This is a genomic window from Bacteroidota bacterium (assembly GCA_018816945.1).
In the GTDB taxonomy this organism is placed as follows: Bacteria; Bacteroidota; Bacteroidia; order Bacteroidales.
In genome coordinates, this window is sequence record JAHIVC010000099.1 from 235,334 (window position 1) to 251,634 (window position 16,301).

A 16,301-nucleotide genomic window follows, 5' to 3' on the forward strand; every position below is an offset into this window, starting at 1 on the left:
GTGCGAAGTTTCTGAATTTATCTGCCGTAGGCATGACTTCGCACAAATTAAATTGTAGTTTTTAACTATAAAATCATTTCAATTCTTATCCAAATAAATGGTATAAAAACCCAAGGCAGGCCCCGGAGAATTAAACCAAACCCCTCTCATCCGCCGAAGCGAACAGCCAAGGCTGATAAAAAACACACAGGTTAACATCTTTGTAATAATTATATAATGCTGCCTTAATCTCTGCTTAACTACTTAACTGCAATTTTGCTGAAAATTTAAAACTAAACGCAAAATTGAAAAACAAAATGAAAAAAAATTTAATAATTCTATCAGTCGTAATTTTTAGCAGCTTTATGCTTTTAACTTCATGTAAAAAGGATGAGGTTCTTCCCGATGCACCTATCGTTAATGCTCCAGCTACAGCTATCGACGTTGATGCAAATCAAACTGTTGCCGTTACTTTTAATGTTATTGTTCCCGGTGGATTTTCTTCGGCTTCGGTAAGCGCATTAAATGGAACAGTGGCTATTTCAACTAAACCCGAAGTAAATGCTACAACCGGTAATGTTATTGTTTCATTTACAGCAGGTAATACAGCAGGCGCTGCTTCGGTAACCTTAACCGTAACCGATAAAAACCAAAAAACAGATGATGCAACCGCTGTGTTATCAGTTGCTGAAGAGCAGATGATAATTACTGTAACTTCAAACATTACAGCCAACACTATCTGGGAATCAGGAAAAGTTTACATTCTTGCCTCGCGTATTGCCGTAATTGATGGGGCAACGCTTACTATCCAAGAAGGGGTTGTAGTTAAAGGACAGGCCGGAACAGGTGCAAATGCCACTGCATTGGTAGTAGCCCGTGGCGGTAAACTTATGGCTAATGGTACAGCTCAGAAACCCATTATTTTTACATCGGTTGCCGATGAAATTATGCCAGGTCAGGTTGCGAGCCCTAATCTCGATCCTCAACTTAGTGGATTATGGGGCGGTTTAATTGTTTTAGGGAAAGCAAGAATTTCAGGAAGCGCCGAAGCAATTCAAATTGAAGGTATTCCACCTTCAGACCAGAACGGTTTGTACGGTGGAACAAACGATGCTGATAATTCAGGTGTTATTAAATATATATCTATCCGTCACGGTGGCGCCAACATTGGCGAAGGAAATGAAATTAATGGCTTAACTCTTGGCGGTGTTGGCTCAGGAACTATTATTGAAAATGTTGAAGTTATCGCTAACCAGGATGATGGTATCGAATGGTTTGGCGGCACAGTATCAGTTAAAAATGCAGTGGTTTGGAATTCAGGCGACGATGCATTTGATACAGACCAGTCGTGGGCAGGAACATTGGATAATTTTGTTGGTATTTCTGGCTCTGCTACCGACCACGCCCTTGAAATTGACGGCCCCGAAGGCTCCTATTTAGCAGCACATACGCTTAAAAACGGAACAATTAAAGGTCACCCTGCTACAGAACTCGGTGATTTCAGAGATGGCGCAAGGGGTACATTTTCAAATATATATTTCTTTGGATTCCCGAATCCTGCTGATGCTGGTAGGGGCGACTTATCTCTTTCTGGCGATAAAACTTTAACAAGTTTTGCTGAAGGTAACCTTGTTTTCAGTAATCTTCAGGTTACTTTGCCAGCAGGGGTAGCTTTAAATACAGTTTTCAGAAATGGTACCGATGTTCATGCAACTTCTGTTGCGTTGGGTGCAAATACAGTTGGCGCCGATTTAACAAAATTTACTGGTTGGTCATGGGCAGCCGTTTCCGGTGCTTTGAATTTCTAATATATTGCTGAGAAAGTTAAAACTCAATACCGAACTCACAGGTAATTTTTACCTGTGGGTTTTTAATTTATACTATTGAAATAAAATAAATTATGCAAATAAATAAATTGTTGTTGATCATCCCATTATTATTGTTTACAAATTTGTTAATTGGCCAGAATGGTTTTATCAGGGGTTCTGTTTTTGATGGAAAAACAGGAGAATCGTTGCCCGGTGTAAATATTTCTGTTGAAGGAACAGGAAACGGTACAACTACCGATTTGGATGGTAAGTTTAATTTTGGGGTCGTCCCGGGAACCTATCGATTAAGAATTTCTTATATTTCTTACGAAACAATTAGTATTAGTGATGTTGTTGTAAAAGCCAATGAAGCTGCTTTGTTTGAAAACCTTAAATTAAACGAAGTTGCGGTTCAGTTAGGTGAAACGGTCATCACTGCTGCAGCTATTCGAAATACAGAGTCGGCCCTGCTTACCATGAAACAAAAATCTGCGAATGTGATTGACGGTATTTCTTCATCAGCCTTAAAAAGGACTGGTGATTCGGATGCTGCTTCATCAATGAAGCGCATAACTGGCGTTTCGGTTGAAGGAGGAAAATATGTTTTTGTTCGAGGTTTGGGCGATCGTTATACAAAAACGATTCTTAACGGCCTCGATATTCCGGGCCTCGATCCCGACAGGAATACCCTGCAAATGGACATATTCCCTACAGGTATTATCGATAATCTGGTGGTGAATAAATCATTTAGTGCCGATTTGCCTGCCGACTTTACCGGGGGTGTAATCAATATTAACATTAAAGCATTCCCCGAAACTAAACAGGCCAATATTTCCTTGGGATTGGGATACAATAAAAACTCTCATTTTAATCCTGATTTTTTGACTTATAAGGGTGGAAAAACAGACTGGCTGGGTTTTGACGACGGGATGCGTAAAATACCTACTACAAACGATATTCCCCTATTCTCGGAAGTGGTTGGCAGCCCGAACGGGGAAAGAGGCCTCAGGTACAGGGAAATTCTTCGTTCGTTTAATCCAACTTTAGCTGCTTCAAAACAAACCAGTTTTATGGATTACAGTTTTGGGGCTTCTTTCGGCAACCAGTTCCAGGTCGGTAAATATACAATGGGATATATTTTTTCAGTATCATATAAAAGCAGTTCCGATTTTTTTAAAAACGCTGAATATGGAAGGTATGGAATGTCATCTGATGCCGATATAACTGAATTGGAAGTACGCGAAAAACAAGAGGGCGATTATGGAGTTAAAAACTTACTGTTAAGCGGACTGGCGGGTTTTGCAATAAAATCTCAAAAGTCAAAATACAGAATTAACTTGCTTCACTTACAGAGCGGTGAATCGCAGGCAGGTATTTTCGATTATACGAACTCCGATCAGGGGGCTGAATTTTCAGGTTTTCAGCACAACCTCGAGTACAGCCAGCGTGCACTTTCTAATTTGTTAATTGATGGCAAACATAATTTGGTTTCAAGTGGATGGGATTTTGAATGGAAGATTTCGCCAACCATTTCAACGATAAAAGATCCCGATATCCGGTATACCCGGTATGAAGATCGCAGCGGTAATTATTCCATTGGTACGGAAGTGGGTTTTCCTGAAAGAATCTGGCGCGATTTGGATGAAATTAGCCTTGCAGGGGTTTTGCATATAACAAAAGATTTTAAATTTTTACAAGAAAATGCAAAACTGAAATTTGGTGGCGCTTATACTTATAAAGATCGTGATTTTGTTATTCAAAACTTTGCAATTAACATCCGAAACATCCCGTTAACCGGCGATCCGAATGAAATTTTCCGCGAAGATAATCTGTGGCCTTATAATGGGTCAATTAGCAGGGGAACGGCTTACGAAGTGCCGTTTATCCCGGTAAATCCAAATCAGTATAATGCAAACCTGAATAATATTGCCGGTTATGTGTCGTTCGATTTTAACCCGTTAAAAAAACTGAAAGCAATTGCAGGTGTCAGGGTTGAAAAATATGAAATGTATTACACCGGTCAGGATCAGTTAGGCACGAAAGTTCTTGACAATGAAAATGTTCTTGATAATTTTAATTTTTTCCCGACATTAAATTTGATATATAAGCTTAACGAAAGCCAGAATCTGCGTTTATCTTTTTCCAAAACAATTGCGCGGCCTTCATTCAAGGAATTGTCGTATGCCGAAATTTTCGACCCCATTAGCGGGCGTACTTTTATTGGCGGTTTGTTCCGCGATGCCAACGATGTTTCCGGCATAGAGTATTGGGATGGAAATTTAACCAGCACAGATATACTGAATTATGATTTTCGCTGGGAAATTTTTCAGAAAAACGGTCAAACTATTTCGGCAAGTTTATTCTACAAATTATTTGACAGGCCTATCGAGATGGTGCAATATGCAACCCAATCCGGCTCCTACCAACCCCGAAATGTTGGCGATGGACAAATAATCGGCGCTGAGATTGAATTACGTCAGAATCTGCATTTATTCGGGGAAGCTTTCCGGAATTTCAGCTTAAATATGAATTTCACTTATACAAAATCAAAAATTGAATTAAGCTCAACTGAATATACTTCGCGGGTTTATCATGCCCGAACCGGACAGAAAATTGAAAAATACCGCGACATGGCAGGTCAGGCACCATTTATTATTAATGCTGGCTTTGCATATAGTGGAGGCGAAAATGGCTTTTGGAAAAGCCTTGAGGCCGGATTATATTATAATGTTCAGGGCGAAACCATACAGTATGTTGGCATTGCTGATCGACCCGATATTTATTTGGTTCCCTTTCACAGTTTGAATTTTAATGCCAACAAAAATTTTGGTAAAAATCAGCATTTTCAAATTAGCTTAAAAATTGAAAATTTGCTAAACAATATTAAAGAATCGGTTTATAAATCTTTTAATGCAGCGGACCAGTTTTATTCAAGAATCGATCCCGGAACTATTTATCAAGTTAAATTGAGTTATTCATTTTAAAGTAATGTTATATGAATGATAGATTATACTATGATTATAAACCAAAAAAAATAATATTTTACTAATAAACAATAACAGAATGAAAATAAAATATAATCCCCAATTAATAATAGCATCCATTTTAACTTTTGTGGTAATTGCTGTTAACGCTCAAAATATCCAAATTAAAGATGGCCTTTATTATAAAATGGGAATGCTTTATACCGGAATTCATGTTGAACATTATGATAATAAACAACCAAAGGCACAGTATAAAATTAAAAATGGAACCCTGGATGGATTAACTGTTTTCTATTATGAAAGTGGTGCAAAAAAAGAACAAAGCTCATATAAAGAGGGTAAAAAAGATGGCATTTGGATCAACTGGAGTGAAAAAGGATCTAAAATTGCTGAGGCACATTATGTGGGTGATAAAAAGCATGGAGCGTGGTTCATTTGGGATGAGAAAGGCAATCTTTTGTATGAGATGCATTATCGTATGGGTGAAAAAACAGGAATTTGGAAAATGTACGATGCCTCGGGTAAATTAATTAATGAAAGAACTTATCAGGGCATAAATTAACATTATTGTAACAGCATGGTAATATTAACTCAACCACTTTATGGTTTCTTTGCTTTGAATTTAAACAACAAACAAAATGAAAAAAATTCTGATCTCTGCCGTTTTAGTTATTGTTACAATTATTGCTTTTACAGCAAATAACACAAAAGAAACCAATACAGATACAGCAAATACTAGTGTTACGCTAAGTGGAAAAGTTATTGATTTGGTTTCCGGCGAAGCCCTTACGGGTGTAGGAATCGAAATTGAAGGTTCAAACAAAAAAGTTTATTCTGACTTTGACGGGAACTATACCATTTCAAACCTAAAACCAGGCGAGTACAATGTTATTGCTTCTTATATTTCATATAACAAAAGTTATATCGAGAAAATTAATGTGAAGAGCAATGAAGCCTTAAACATTAAATTACAAACTTCAAATTAAAATACTGCCTATCGGCTTTATTTATATATCCTGCTTAATCAGAAGAATAGCGAGCTAATGAAATAGTTCGCTATTTTTTATTCTTTTATTTTTTGATGAATATTACTGATGCGTTAAAAAACATTTAAATTTCTAAAAGCCTTATCTATTTTTATTTCATGTTCATAGAGTCTGCTTATTCTTTGGTCTGTATTCTGCAAAATCTGAGCAATTGATCTGAATAATCATTATTTTTATATGCAAATCAATAATTTTATTATGATGAAAACGACCATTAAATTTCTATCCGCAATCTTTGTTTTTTTTGTACTCATTCCTTCAACAACGGCGCAAGGTCGTCGACAGGGCCCGGAATTGACTGATGAACAGAAATTATTAAATATTATGCATACCATAAAAAGCCAAACCTTATATAATTATATCGACACTTTAGCGAGTGATGAGTTTGAAGGACGGCTATCCGGACATATTGGGTATGACAAATCAGCCGACTGGGTAATTAAAAAGTTCAAAGAATGGAACATTAAACCTTTGGGTGAAAATGGAACTTATCTGCAAAAATTCCCTCACCCATATTCTGATGTTTTTCCGGGATGCTATGTTCGCCTGAACATTGATCATAAAGGAGAAAATGTCGTTAAAGATTATATCTATGTGGATGATTTTATCCCTGGATCTACCTCTGGAAATGGTGAAATAACAGCTGAAGCAATCTATGTAGGTTATGGAATTACAGCTCCCGAATTAGGTTATGACGATTATAAAGGCATGGATGTAAAAGGGAAGATAGTTGTAATGGAAAGTGAAGCCCCGGTAGGTACTTCCGATAAAGATTTTCTGAAATGGCGTGATTATACCTTCCACCATTATAAACTTTTAAATGCTGTAAAGCATGGTGCAGCCGGATTATTATATAATTATGGCCCGATTTCAAATCCGAATAATGCCTATGTAGAGGGGTTTATTTATTCACATATCGGGGATAACATCATGACTGATATTTTTGCCGGAACCGGTAAAAAACCTGAGGATCTTAAAAAAGAAATAGGGGAAAAACTCAAACCTCAGTCATTTAAAACAGGAAAAATATTCAGCATTAAAAATAATACGCTTTACCATCCGGAAGGGGTCACAGCGAATGTGATTGCTTATATCGAAGGGTCTGACCCGGTGCTTAAAAATGAATTTATTATGGTTGGTGGTCACCTCGATTTCATGGGTAAAAACTGGGAAATTATGCCTGGTGCAGGCGATAATGCTGCTGCTGTTGCCGTTACTTTAGGACTAGCAGAAGCAATGTCGAAACTTGAAACAAAAATGAAACGGTCGGTTGTTTTTTTTGTTATTGCTGCCGAAGAGGCTGCATTAAAAGGAGTTCAGTATTTCCTAAAAAATCCAACTACAAATTCATTAAATAATATCGTTGGCTTTATAAACCTTGAAGGTGTTGGGATTGGCCATAGTATATCTTGTGGATTCGCTGGCAATTATCCTGACTTCTTTTCATATTTAGAGGGAAACAATAATAAATACATACACAGATATATCACGGGAGCTTATTCGACCAACTTGGCCCGACCAAGACAAGATGCAGTTTTTTTCGATTGGTACGGAATTCCGGTGCTCTCTCTTGGTACGTTTGGAAATGCGGGAGGAGCCGGTACTTATCGTTATCATACTCCTTATGATAATATTACTAATATTACGCCGGAAGTCACAGAAGATATTACTCAATTATTGTTTATGTCAATCTATCAAATGGCTAATGCAGACAAACTTGATTTCAAGCGTGGAGAAATGAAACCTCAATTTATCAATAAGGATCCAAATATTTTGCCTGATTAAACTCAAATTTGCTCTTTAACAAAAATCCTCGGCTTACTAGTCGAGGATTTTTTATTTTATCCAATTGATAAGCAATTGTAATACATGGAAATACGATTGTTTAAGTTGGTTTTTAACAATGAAACCATGAAACACATTAACACTTAAACACCCCAACACAATTGCAAATGCAGTCGTCATTCGATTGTCATACAATAGTAATACATTGTAATACATGGAAATACGATTGTTAAAGTTGGCTTTTAACAATAAAACCATGAATCAATCGAACAATGAAACACTTTAACATATCATTGACTAATTATCAAATCAACTAATTGATTATTTTTGCAGCATGGCAAACGAAGAACTTTTTAAAAAAATCATTGCCCATGCGAAGGAGTATGGCTTTGTTTTTCAGTCAAGCGAAATTTATGATGGACTTAGTGCGGTATATGATTACGGTCAAAACGGAGCTGAGTTAAAGAAAAATATTAAAGATTATTGGTGGAAGTCGATGGTTCAATACCATGAAAATATTGTGGGAATTGATTCTGCTATTTTTATGCATCCTACCATTTGGAAAGCATCGGGACATGTGGATGCTTTTAGTGACCCGATGATCGATAATAAAGATTCAAAAAAGCGTTATCGCGCAGATGTTTTAGTTGAAGATTTTATTGCAAAGATTGAATCCAAAATTGAAAAAGAAGTTGATAAAGCTGCTTCCAGATTTGGAGAATCTTTTGATAAGACTCAATTTTTAGCAACCAATCAAAGGGTGTTGGATAATCAGCTCAAAATCGATGATATCAAAAACCGCTTGTATCCTGCGATGGATGCCAATGATTTTGCAGGCATTAAAAAATTGATCGAGGATTTAGAAATTGCATGCCCCTTATCAGGATCGAGGAACTGGACCGAGGTTCGACAATTTAACCTGATGTTTTCTACCCAAATAGGCTCATTAAGTGAAGAAGCCAATCAAATTTATTTACGTCCGGAAACTGCACAAGGCATATTTGTGAATTATCTGAACGTTCAAAAAACCGGACGGATGAAAATCCCATTTGGAATTGCCCAAATAGGTAAAGCTTTTAGAAATGAAATTGTTGCCCGTCAGTTCATTTTCCGTATGCGCGAATTTGAACAAATGGAAATGCAATTTTTTGTAAAACCAGGTGAAGAAATGAAATGGTACGAATACTGGAAGGAAGCAAGGATGAAATGGCATCTTTCATTAGGTATCCCTGCCGAAAACTATCGTTTTCACAATCATGAAAAACTGGCACATTATGCCAATGCTGCTGCCGATATCGAATTCAATTTTCCTTTTGGATTTAAAGAGTTGGAAGGGATTCATTCGAGAACCGATTTCGATTTGGGGGCCCATCAGGAATTTTCGGGTAAAAAACTACAGTATTTTGATCCAGAATTAAATGAAAGTTATGTTCCTTATGTAGTTGAAACCTCGATAGGTCTTGACCGAACTTTTTTGGCCATTTTAAGTCATGCTTATACTGAGGAAAAATTGGAAGACGGATCGGAGAGGGTTGTTATGAAAATACCCCCGGTTTTAGCCCCGATCAAAGCTGCTATATTGCCTTTAATGAAAAAAGATGGTTTGCCCGAAAAAGCGCGTGAAATCATGGATACCTTAAAGTTTGATTATATGTGTCAGTATGAGGAAAAAGATGCCATAGGACGTCGCTACCGTCGTTATGATGCCATCGGAACGCCTTATTGTATTACGATCGATCATCAAACTTTGGTGGATCAAACGGTAACCATTCGTGAACGGGATAGTATGAAGCAGGAACGAATTCCAATTGAAAATATATCGGGGATTATTGCAGAAAAGTTAAGAAATTAAAGATAGATCTAGAAAATAGGGATGGCTTCCTAAAAGAGGAAGCCATCCCTATAAGAATTTCTTCAATAATAGATAAAAAAATTAAAGGAATTTAATCTTATTTAGCTCAGGGTAAAGAAAGGAAAGCGACTTTATAGGTCGCTTTTTACTTATATTTTAGGACTATGGGAGCCAGAGCTTAAGTCAAAATCTTAACATTACATCTCTACTTCGCTCGATATGACTTTATTTTTTATTATATTTTGTCATCGTAAGGCCAATTCCAATACTTACAAAACTTTTAATAATATCAGTTGCAACTTTGATACGTGGGATAAGGATATCCTCTTCGGTTTTGGTCCATCTTCCAAGTACATAATCAGATTGAAAGCCTTGAGCAAAGTCATTACCAATGCCAACTCGGAGCCTAGGAAATTCAGTAGTTCCCAAATGTTCAATAATACTCGTTAATCCGTTGTGGCTTCCGTCGCCACCTTTGCTTTTTAATCGTAAACCTCCAACCGGGAGTGCTATATCATCTAAAATGCTTAGCGAATTCTCAATTGGAATGTTCTCTTGTGTTAACCAATATTTAACTGCTTTACCGCTTAAGTTCATATAAGTTGCAGGTTTCGCCAAAATAAGTACTCTTCCCCTATATTTCATCTTTGCAATAGAAGCGAGTCGTCCGGGTTCAAATTTAACACCAGCCTCCTGAGCTAAAGCATCCAATACTATAAATCCAATATTATGACGGGTATTTTGATACTCATCACCAATATTTCCTAATCCTGTAATTAAATATTTCATTATTAACAAAAAAATATGGGTGTAAAGTTAGAAAATAACCTTACACCCATTCTTAATGAGTTTTATAAAATGCTATTCTTCTGATTTTCCCTCGGTTGATTTGCTTTCTTCAGTTGATTCTTCTTCATCAGCAGCTTCAGCAACAGCTGCAGCACGGGCGGCAAATACTCCAACAATAATCGAATTTGGATTATCAAGGAAAGTTATTTTATCGTTTTTAACATCAGAAACAAGTATTGAGTCTCCGATTTTTAATTTAGAAATATCAATTACCAATTGATCTGGTAAATCTTCGAGCAAAGCTTTTATCTTAATTTTCCTAATTTTCTTCACAAGTTTCCCTCCGGTAATTACACCGGGTGCAGTACCTTCTAAAGCAACCGGAACAGCAATAGTTACTTGTTTGCCAGGTTGAATTTCCAAGAAATCGGCATGTAAAATATTATCATGTACAGGATGATATTGTATATCCTGAAGAACTGCGGTGTAATTTTTATCACCAATCGTTATTTCAACGATATAAACATGTGGTGTAAAGATGATTCCTTTAAAGTTTGTTTCATCAGTAAAGAACTGAATTTGTTCTTTTCCGCCATAAATAACACAGGGAACTTTTCCTTCTTTTCTGTGTTTTTTAGCATCTTTTTTCCCTACGCTCTCTCTTAGAGAACCGCTCAATGATACTGTTTTCATAATTTGTTTGTTTTAATTTATTAGAATTTGAATAATGAACTTATCGACTCTTTATTCTCCAGTCGTTTAATTACTTCTGCAAAAAGATCGGCGGTCGAAAGCACCGTAAATTTTTCGTGGTTTTTCTTAATCGGTATGGTATCGGTAAATACAATCTCGCTGAACGGAGAGTTTACCAATCTGTCAAACGCTTTTTTTGAGAAAACCGGGTGTGTACAAAACGCGCGTACACTTGAAGCACCATTTTCCATCATTAATTCGGCTGCCTTGGTTATGGTGCCTGCTGTATCAATTATATCATCAACTAAAACGATATCTTTTCCATTAACATCTCCAATCAAAGCCATCTTTGCAATTTCATTTGGTTTTGCTCTTGTTTTATAACAAATCACAAAATCTGTCCCTAAAATTTTTGCATAAGCGGCTGCCCTTCTGGTTCCGCCTGTATCAGGAGAAGCCATAGTAAGATTGGGCAAATTCAAACTTTTCAAATACTTAACAAAAATGCTTGAGGCAAATAAATGATCAACCGGAACATCAAAAAATCCTTGAATTTGATCTGCATGTAAATCGATGGTAATTATACGACTAACACCGGCAGCAGTTAATAAATTGGCAACCAATTTAGCTCCAATTGCTACACGCGGTTTATCTTTTCGATCTTGTCGGGCAAAACCAAAATAAGGAATTACGGCTACTATACTTTTGGCAGAAGCTCTTCGGGCTGCATCAACCATCAATAATAATTCAAAAAGATTTTCCATCGGAGGCTGAGTAGACTGAACAATATATACGTCTAAACCCCTAATGTTGTCTTCGAAGGAAGGCTGAAATTCGCCGTCTGCAAAAACAGTTATAGAAGAGTTTCCGAGTTTTGTTCCGTAACTTTTTGCTATTTGTTCGCTTAGGTATTTTGAATTTCTTCCTGAGAATATAACACTCATGATGCTTGCTTATTGTTAAATGGATGAGTAAGTTTCGGCTGCAAAATTATGATATAAAATCTTCTCCTGCAAAATAATCGCGTACTATCTCAAAAACTTAAAATATTTTCTGGGGATAATATGTTTTTTTGAGTATTTTTGCACTTTCAGAGACGTCCTGATTTCATTTATGCCCGGGTGGCGGAATTGGTAGACGCGATGGTCTCAAACACCATTGAGGTAACACTCGTGCCGGTTCGATCCCGGCCCCGGGTACAGAAACGGAAAAGACAGATTTTTTATCAGTTTTTTCCGTTTTTTTCTTGCGTAATTCATTAGTATCCTGAAATATCCAATCAAGCACTTTGGAGCTTTATTGGCAAATTTACCTATAACCTGTGCAGCATGAGTTCCCTCATTGGTTCTTTTTGTAATTTTATCGTTCTCTACTTCAGGGGTTACAAGATAGAAAACCATCATTAATTTATTATCCGAGTTTGAAAGATCAAGCGGATTTTCGTCTGAGTGGATATATGTGTTTATTTCTAAACTAAAGTCTAAAGTTTGGTTTAAGATAATACAATAATGAATTTAATAATTACACAATTAGTTGATTTTGTCTTCTGAAATAAGCCAAATAAAAAAGCATTATTGAAATACATAAATAGAGAATAGTTATCCCTTTAAAATTGAATCCATCACCTCGTTCTATAATGCTGCGAAAAGGCAATCCTATCAAAGGCCCAATAATCCATAGTATGATATAAACAATGTCAAAAACTACAGATTTTTTACTCAATACGACCAAGCATATGGACAGTGATGGAATGAAAGTAGCACTAATTAACCATGCATATAAACTATTCCAATCTGCTTCAAAAATAAAGCGTAGCCCTGCTCCCGAACCAGTAATCATCGAAATTACTATTCCTACACCATATAATGCAATAAGTTGGCGAGTTGAAATTGCGCTTATCGAAAAAATTATTTTTTCTGTATGATATTTAACTTCTTTGTTGCCAAGACCTGACCAAATGGATATTGGCCAAAGCCAACATAAGGGGAGAACCTGCCTTACAAGTTCTTCCTTACTTACAATAAAAGAAGAAATGAATAATATAAATGTCACCATAAACCACCACCATCTTTGCTCTTTTGATATTAAGTATAGTTCAATGAACATTATTCTTAATATACTTTTAATAGAAGCCCACCACCTTATTCTATTTGGGTATTGTTTTAGGTTATTGGGGGTATGGATAAAATTTATTACTGTCGGTTTTAATTTTGTTTTTATTTCAATGGGATTATATGAGGGTTCTCTTTGCGCATCCTTAAATAATGTTGATTTTGCCTTCTTCTTTCTATCTTTATTAATATAATGGGATGGATCGAACCTATCGAAAGGAACTGCAGCACAAAATACCATCAAAATTGATATCCCAATCCAGAGTATTCTTTCAAAAAACATATTTAATGTCCATTTTATTCCTGTCCATTCGAAAACACTTATTTCTTGCTCACCCTTTGGAACAAATAGATCGCTTACTCCATTTTGAATTTCACCATGTTGTGTCATCAATTGATCACGAATACTAATAACAATTCTCGACAAACCGAAAACATCATTTTGCGGTTCAATATCAACCGATGTTCCAAATAATCGACCTATAAAAATCAATATAGCCGAAATCCAAATAGCAAAATATAGAACATTACCAAAACTTTGACGCAAAAACGGAATACTTTCAAAAAAAATGGCCAGAGCAGACACAATTGCCAATGTTGGAAAGCTAATTAACCATAAGTATGCAATTAATTCAATTAACTGATAACTGGAGCTTTCAGCTCGCAATAGTTGCATTAAAAATGCAATGATTGTTAAAATGAACAAAATGATTGAGAAAAACGTCAGATTACTTATGAATTTACCCATCAAATAAGTTGGCTTAGTGATAGGGTTTGATGCGATAATCAAACCAAAATGTGTTTCATAATCCGATATAATAGAACCCTTAATAAAATAGAACCCGAACAGTGAGAAGATGGTCGATGATAATATTCCATAAATTACACCAATCCATGCCGAGTTATAATATCCCCTGCAACTATTAATAACAAATGCTTCATATCCTGCATCAGCAGAAGGAACCATAAAGTAACCAAACATAATGGTAACAAAGATTAACACAAAGAAACTATTTTGACGTGTTCGTTGGAGCAGATCGACGCGAATTAAATGAGAAAGTATGTTTATCGTTACCATAATTAATTTTTATTTAGAAAAATTATTTGATAAAGAAATATGATAAAGGTATGCATCTTCCAAATTTGGGGAGGTTTGCTGTGTATTTATTGCAGGAGGCACATCAGAAATAACCCTGATCAGTATACCCTCACTTCTTCTTATTATACCAGAAACGATGTGTTTCTTTTGAAAAGTCAATAATTCATCGCTTTTAATTGTTAGCATCCATACTTTACCTTCCGCTTTCTGAATCAACACTTCTGGAGATTCATGACAAAGCAATTCCCCTTTTTTAATTATTGCAATATTATTAGCCGTCGCCTCTACATCTGAAACAATATGGGTGGATAAGATCACTATTCTACTTCCAGATAAATCGGAAAGTAAATTTCTAAATCGGATACGCTCTTCAGGATCAAGCCCTGCAGTTGGTTCATCAACGATCAATAGTTTTGGATCATTAAGGAGTGCCTGAGCAATTCCAATACGTTGTTTCATTCCCTGAGAATAACTTCCAAGGAGACGTTTTGATACATCAACTAAATTTACCAGTTCAAGTAGTTCTCCAATCCTTTTTTTTGTATGGTTGCGATTCATCCCCTTAAGTATGGAAATATATTTAAGGAATTCAATTGCATTAAGATTTGGATAAATACCGAAATATTGAGGTAAATATCCCAGTTCTTTTCTTAAGTCATTAGGATAAAGGCTAATATCTTTATCATTCCAAAAAACTGCACCTTCAGTAGGCTTTGTTATCGTAGCCAAAATATTCATCAAGGTAGATTTACCTGCCCCATTTGGTCCTAAGAGTCCTAATATCCCATTTTCGAGGTTAAGCGAAAAATTTTTCGCACCCCAAATATTGTTCTTATATAGTTTGCTTACATTGTTTATTTCCAGTCTCATATGTTTTTTAATCATTTTTTAAGCCGATGAATTCATAGGTAATATTTGAAGTTGGTAAATTTCAAATCCCTCAATAGTTTATCATGATTGGATAATAACCTGTTTTAATCTTTTATATAAACAAGTACATTCCACGAAGGTTTTTGATAAAGAAGGAAACTAAAACTAGCATCTATTGCACATTGATTTATGATATCTCTTGTTAAACCTGAGTTTGAATGATAACTATCAACAAAAGCAATTTTTCCACCTTTTTTTAAATATTTATAGGCATTTTTTAACCATTCGTTTTTTTTCTCAAACTCATGAAACCCATGATAAATAACTATTAAATCCAATTCTTTTTTTGGAAAACAGGGATCGATTTCAGTCCCCTTAACTGTTATAATATTATCTAAAATATTCAACTCTTTTTGAAAGTCCTTAGAATATTTGGTTAAAATATTAAGATTCTCTTCAGATATGTCATTAGCATAAATAATTCCATTCAATCCTATCCTTTCTGATAAGTGAAATGTAAAATATCCTTCCCCTGCACCAGCTTCACCAATAAACATTCCGGGTTTTATTTCCAATAAGTTCATGATAATGTTTGGTCTTTCAAGTGAGTCCCTTTCTGCTCGACTTTGAAGATAGAAGTCCTTAGTTATTGACGGTTTTTTTTGATTATTAACTAAAATATTTAAATGTTGGTCAGGATTTCTATTTCTGGTGTCGTTAGAAATATTATTAAAATATTTTGCAAATTCATCTTTCATATTCTGTGGTGGATCAACCCCCGGTCGCAAAGCTTCATTTACAATAGATATAATATACCATCTGCCATTTTGTTTTATCAAATGAAAACAATCAATACCTAATTGGGGTGGGTAGTTAAGGGTTGGAATAGTTACAGCATAGATAACATAGCAGGTAGCAATATCACCCATTATTTCGTAACTGTCGATTATTTTTTCTTCCTTAATTCCAGTCTCTTTAAGGTTTTGTTCTTCCATATCCTTCAACCACAGAGCTACAAAACCATCCCGGTCAACCAATGTCATTTCAGTTGGACTGGTACGCAATATAATATTAGCCTGAGGATGAAATAGATTTTTAATTTTCTCCCAGTCTGGCGGATTCCCTCCATCAAAGGACATTAATGTGTAAGCAGTTGTTATCAGCTCCTGGGGAGTCAGGTATTCAGTGTTCTGAGAATTTAGATTCATTGTCAGGACCATAAACAAGCTTATGGTTAGCCCTATCTGCCTTGCTATTTTCATGTTGTAATTTAATTAAATTTTTA

Annotated in this window: 12 protein-coding genes and 1 tRNA gene; 7 read left to right on the forward strand and 6 right to left on the reverse strand. The window is 35.7% G+C overall.

Features of this window, described 5'->3' with window-relative positions; genetic code table 11:
* Window positions 1-296 precede the first annotated feature (296 nt).
* From KKG99_15325 to KKG99_15350, 6 genes are all read left to right on the forward strand, one after another.
* Window positions 297-1,787 (forward strand): hypothetical protein, encoded by a 1,491-nt coding sequence (locus KKG99_15325; protein MBU1014370.1) that lies wholly within the window; start codon window positions 297-299, stop codon window positions 1,785-1,787.
* Window positions 1,788-1,879: 92 nt separating this feature from the next.
* Window positions 1,880-4,771 (forward strand): TonB-dependent receptor, encoded by a 2,892-nt coding sequence (locus tag KKG99_15330; GenBank protein ID MBU1014371.1) that lies wholly within the window; start codon window positions 1,880-1,882, stop codon window positions 4,769-4,771.
* 79 nt (window positions 4,772-4,850) lie between these two features.
* Complete coding sequence (locus KKG99_15335; protein MBU1014372.1) at window positions 4,851-5,333, forward strand: toxin-antitoxin system YwqK family antitoxin; 483 nt, start codon at window positions 4,851-4,853, stop codon at window positions 5,331-5,333.
* A 76-nt stretch (window positions 5,334-5,409) separates the two neighbouring features.
* Complete coding sequence (locus KKG99_15340; GenBank protein ID MBU1014373.1) at window positions 5,410-5,757, forward strand: carboxypeptidase-like regulatory domain-containing protein; 348 nt, start codon at window positions 5,410-5,412, stop codon at window positions 5,755-5,757.
* Between the two features lie 258 nt (window positions 5,758-6,015).
* Complete coding sequence (locus KKG99_15345) at window positions 6,016-7,602, forward strand: M28 family peptidase (GenBank protein MBU1014374.1); 1,587 nt, start codon at window positions 6,016-6,018, stop codon at window positions 7,600-7,602.
* 334 nt (window positions 7,603-7,936) lie between these two features.
* Window positions 7,937-9,454: a glycine--tRNA ligase gene (locus tag KKG99_15350; GenBank protein MBU1014375.1), complete on the forward strand. Its 1,518-nt coding sequence runs from the start codon at window positions 7,937-7,939 to the stop codon at window positions 9,452-9,454.
* A 225-nt stretch (window positions 9,455-9,679) separates the two neighbouring features.
* Here the strand turns inward: KKG99_15350 and pth are convergent, their stop codons facing one another.
* The 3 genes from pth to KKG99_15365 all read right to left on the reverse strand — a co-directional run bounded on the left by pth (window position 9,680) and on the right by KKG99_15365 (window position 11,880).
* Window positions 9,680-10,243, reverse strand: a complete 564-nt coding sequence (pth, locus tag KKG99_15355; protein ID MBU1014376.1) for an aminoacyl-tRNA hydrolase — start codon at window positions 10,241-10,243, stop codon at window positions 9,680-9,682.
* 72 nt (window positions 10,244-10,315) lie between these two features.
* Window positions 10,316-10,936 carry a 50S ribosomal protein L25/general stress protein Ctc gene (locus KKG99_15360; protein ID MBU1014377.1) on the reverse strand — a complete coding sequence of 207 codons (621 nt, stop codon included), beginning with the start codon at window positions 10,934-10,936 and terminating at the stop codon, window positions 10,316-10,318.
* A 20-nt stretch (window positions 10,937-10,956) separates the two neighbouring features.
* Window positions 10,957-11,880, reverse strand: coding sequence for a ribose-phosphate pyrophosphokinase (locus KKG99_15365; GenBank protein MBU1014378.1), 924 nt, complete (start codon window positions 11,878-11,880; stop codon window positions 10,957-10,959).
* Between the two features lie 171 nt (window positions 11,881-12,051).
* Between KKG99_15365 and KKG99_15370 the strand changes: the two genes are divergently transcribed.
* Window positions 12,052-12,135 (forward strand) — tRNA-Leu (locus tag KKG99_15370).
* A gap of 322 nt (window positions 12,136-12,457) precedes the next feature.
* Here the strand turns inward: KKG99_15370 and KKG99_15375 are convergent.
* From KKG99_15375 to KKG99_15385, 3 genes are all read right to left on the reverse strand, one after another.
* Entirely contained in the window at window positions 12,458-14,125 is a 1,668-nt protein-coding gene (locus KKG99_15375; protein MBU1014379.1) for a hypothetical protein, read from the reverse strand.
* Window positions 14,126-14,134: 9 nt separating this feature from the next.
* Window positions 14,135-15,016 carry an ABC transporter ATP-binding protein gene (locus tag KKG99_15380; GenBank protein MBU1014380.1) on the reverse strand — a complete coding sequence of 294 codons (882 nt, stop codon included), beginning with the start codon at window positions 15,014-15,016 and terminating at the stop codon, window positions 14,135-14,137.
* Between the two features lie 104 nt (window positions 15,017-15,120).
* The gene (locus KKG99_15385) at window positions 15,121-16,278 is read right to left on the reverse strand and encodes a methyltransferase domain-containing protein (GenBank protein MBU1014381.1); all 1,158 of its coding nucleotides are present in this window, start codon (window positions 16,276-16,278) and stop codon (window positions 15,121-15,123) included.
* Window positions 16,279-16,301: the final 23 nt, after the last annotated feature.

Coding starts and splice junctions, on each gene's coding strand:
- KKG99_15380 (MBU1014380.1), bottom strand. CDS start 15,016: ATGAGACTGGAAATAAACAATGTAAGCAAACTATATAAGAACAATATT.
- KKG99_15340 (MBU1014373.1), top strand. CDS start 5,410: ATGAAAAAAATTCTGATCTCTGCCGTTTTAGTTATTGTTACAATTATT.
- KKG99_15365 (MBU1014378.1), bottom strand. CDS start 11,880: ATGAGTGTTATATTCTCAGGAAGAAATTCAAAATACCTAAGCGAACAA.
- KKG99_15360 (MBU1014377.1), bottom strand. CDS start 10,936: ATGAAAACAGTATCATTGAGCGGTTCTCTAAGAGAGAGCGTAGGGAAA.
- KKG99_15385 (MBU1014381.1), bottom strand. CDS start 16,278: ATGAAAATAGCAAGGCAGATAGGGCTAACCATAAGCTTGTTTATGGTC.
- KKG99_15325 (MBU1014370.1), top strand. CDS start 297: ATGAAAAAAAATTTAATAATTCTATCAGTCGTAATTTTTAGCAGCTTT.
- pth (MBU1014376.1), bottom strand. CDS start 10,243: ATGAAATATTTAATTACAGGATTAGGAAATATTGGTGATGAGTATCAA.
- KKG99_15335 (MBU1014372.1), top strand. CDS start 4,851: ATGAAAATAAAATATAATCCCCAATTAATAATAGCATCCATTTTAACT.
- KKG99_15375 (MBU1014379.1), bottom strand. CDS start 14,125: ATGGTAACGATAAACATACTTTCTCATTTAATTCGCGTCGATCTGCTC.
- KKG99_15350 (MBU1014375.1), top strand. CDS start 7,937: ATGGCAAACGAAGAACTTTTTAAAAAAATCATTGCCCATGCGAAGGAG.
- KKG99_15345 (MBU1014374.1), top strand. CDS start 6,016: ATGATGAAAACGACCATTAAATTTCTATCCGCAATCTTTGTTTTTTTT.
- KKG99_15330 (MBU1014371.1), top strand. CDS start 1,880: ATGCAAATAAATAAATTGTTGTTGATCATCCCATTATTATTGTTTACA.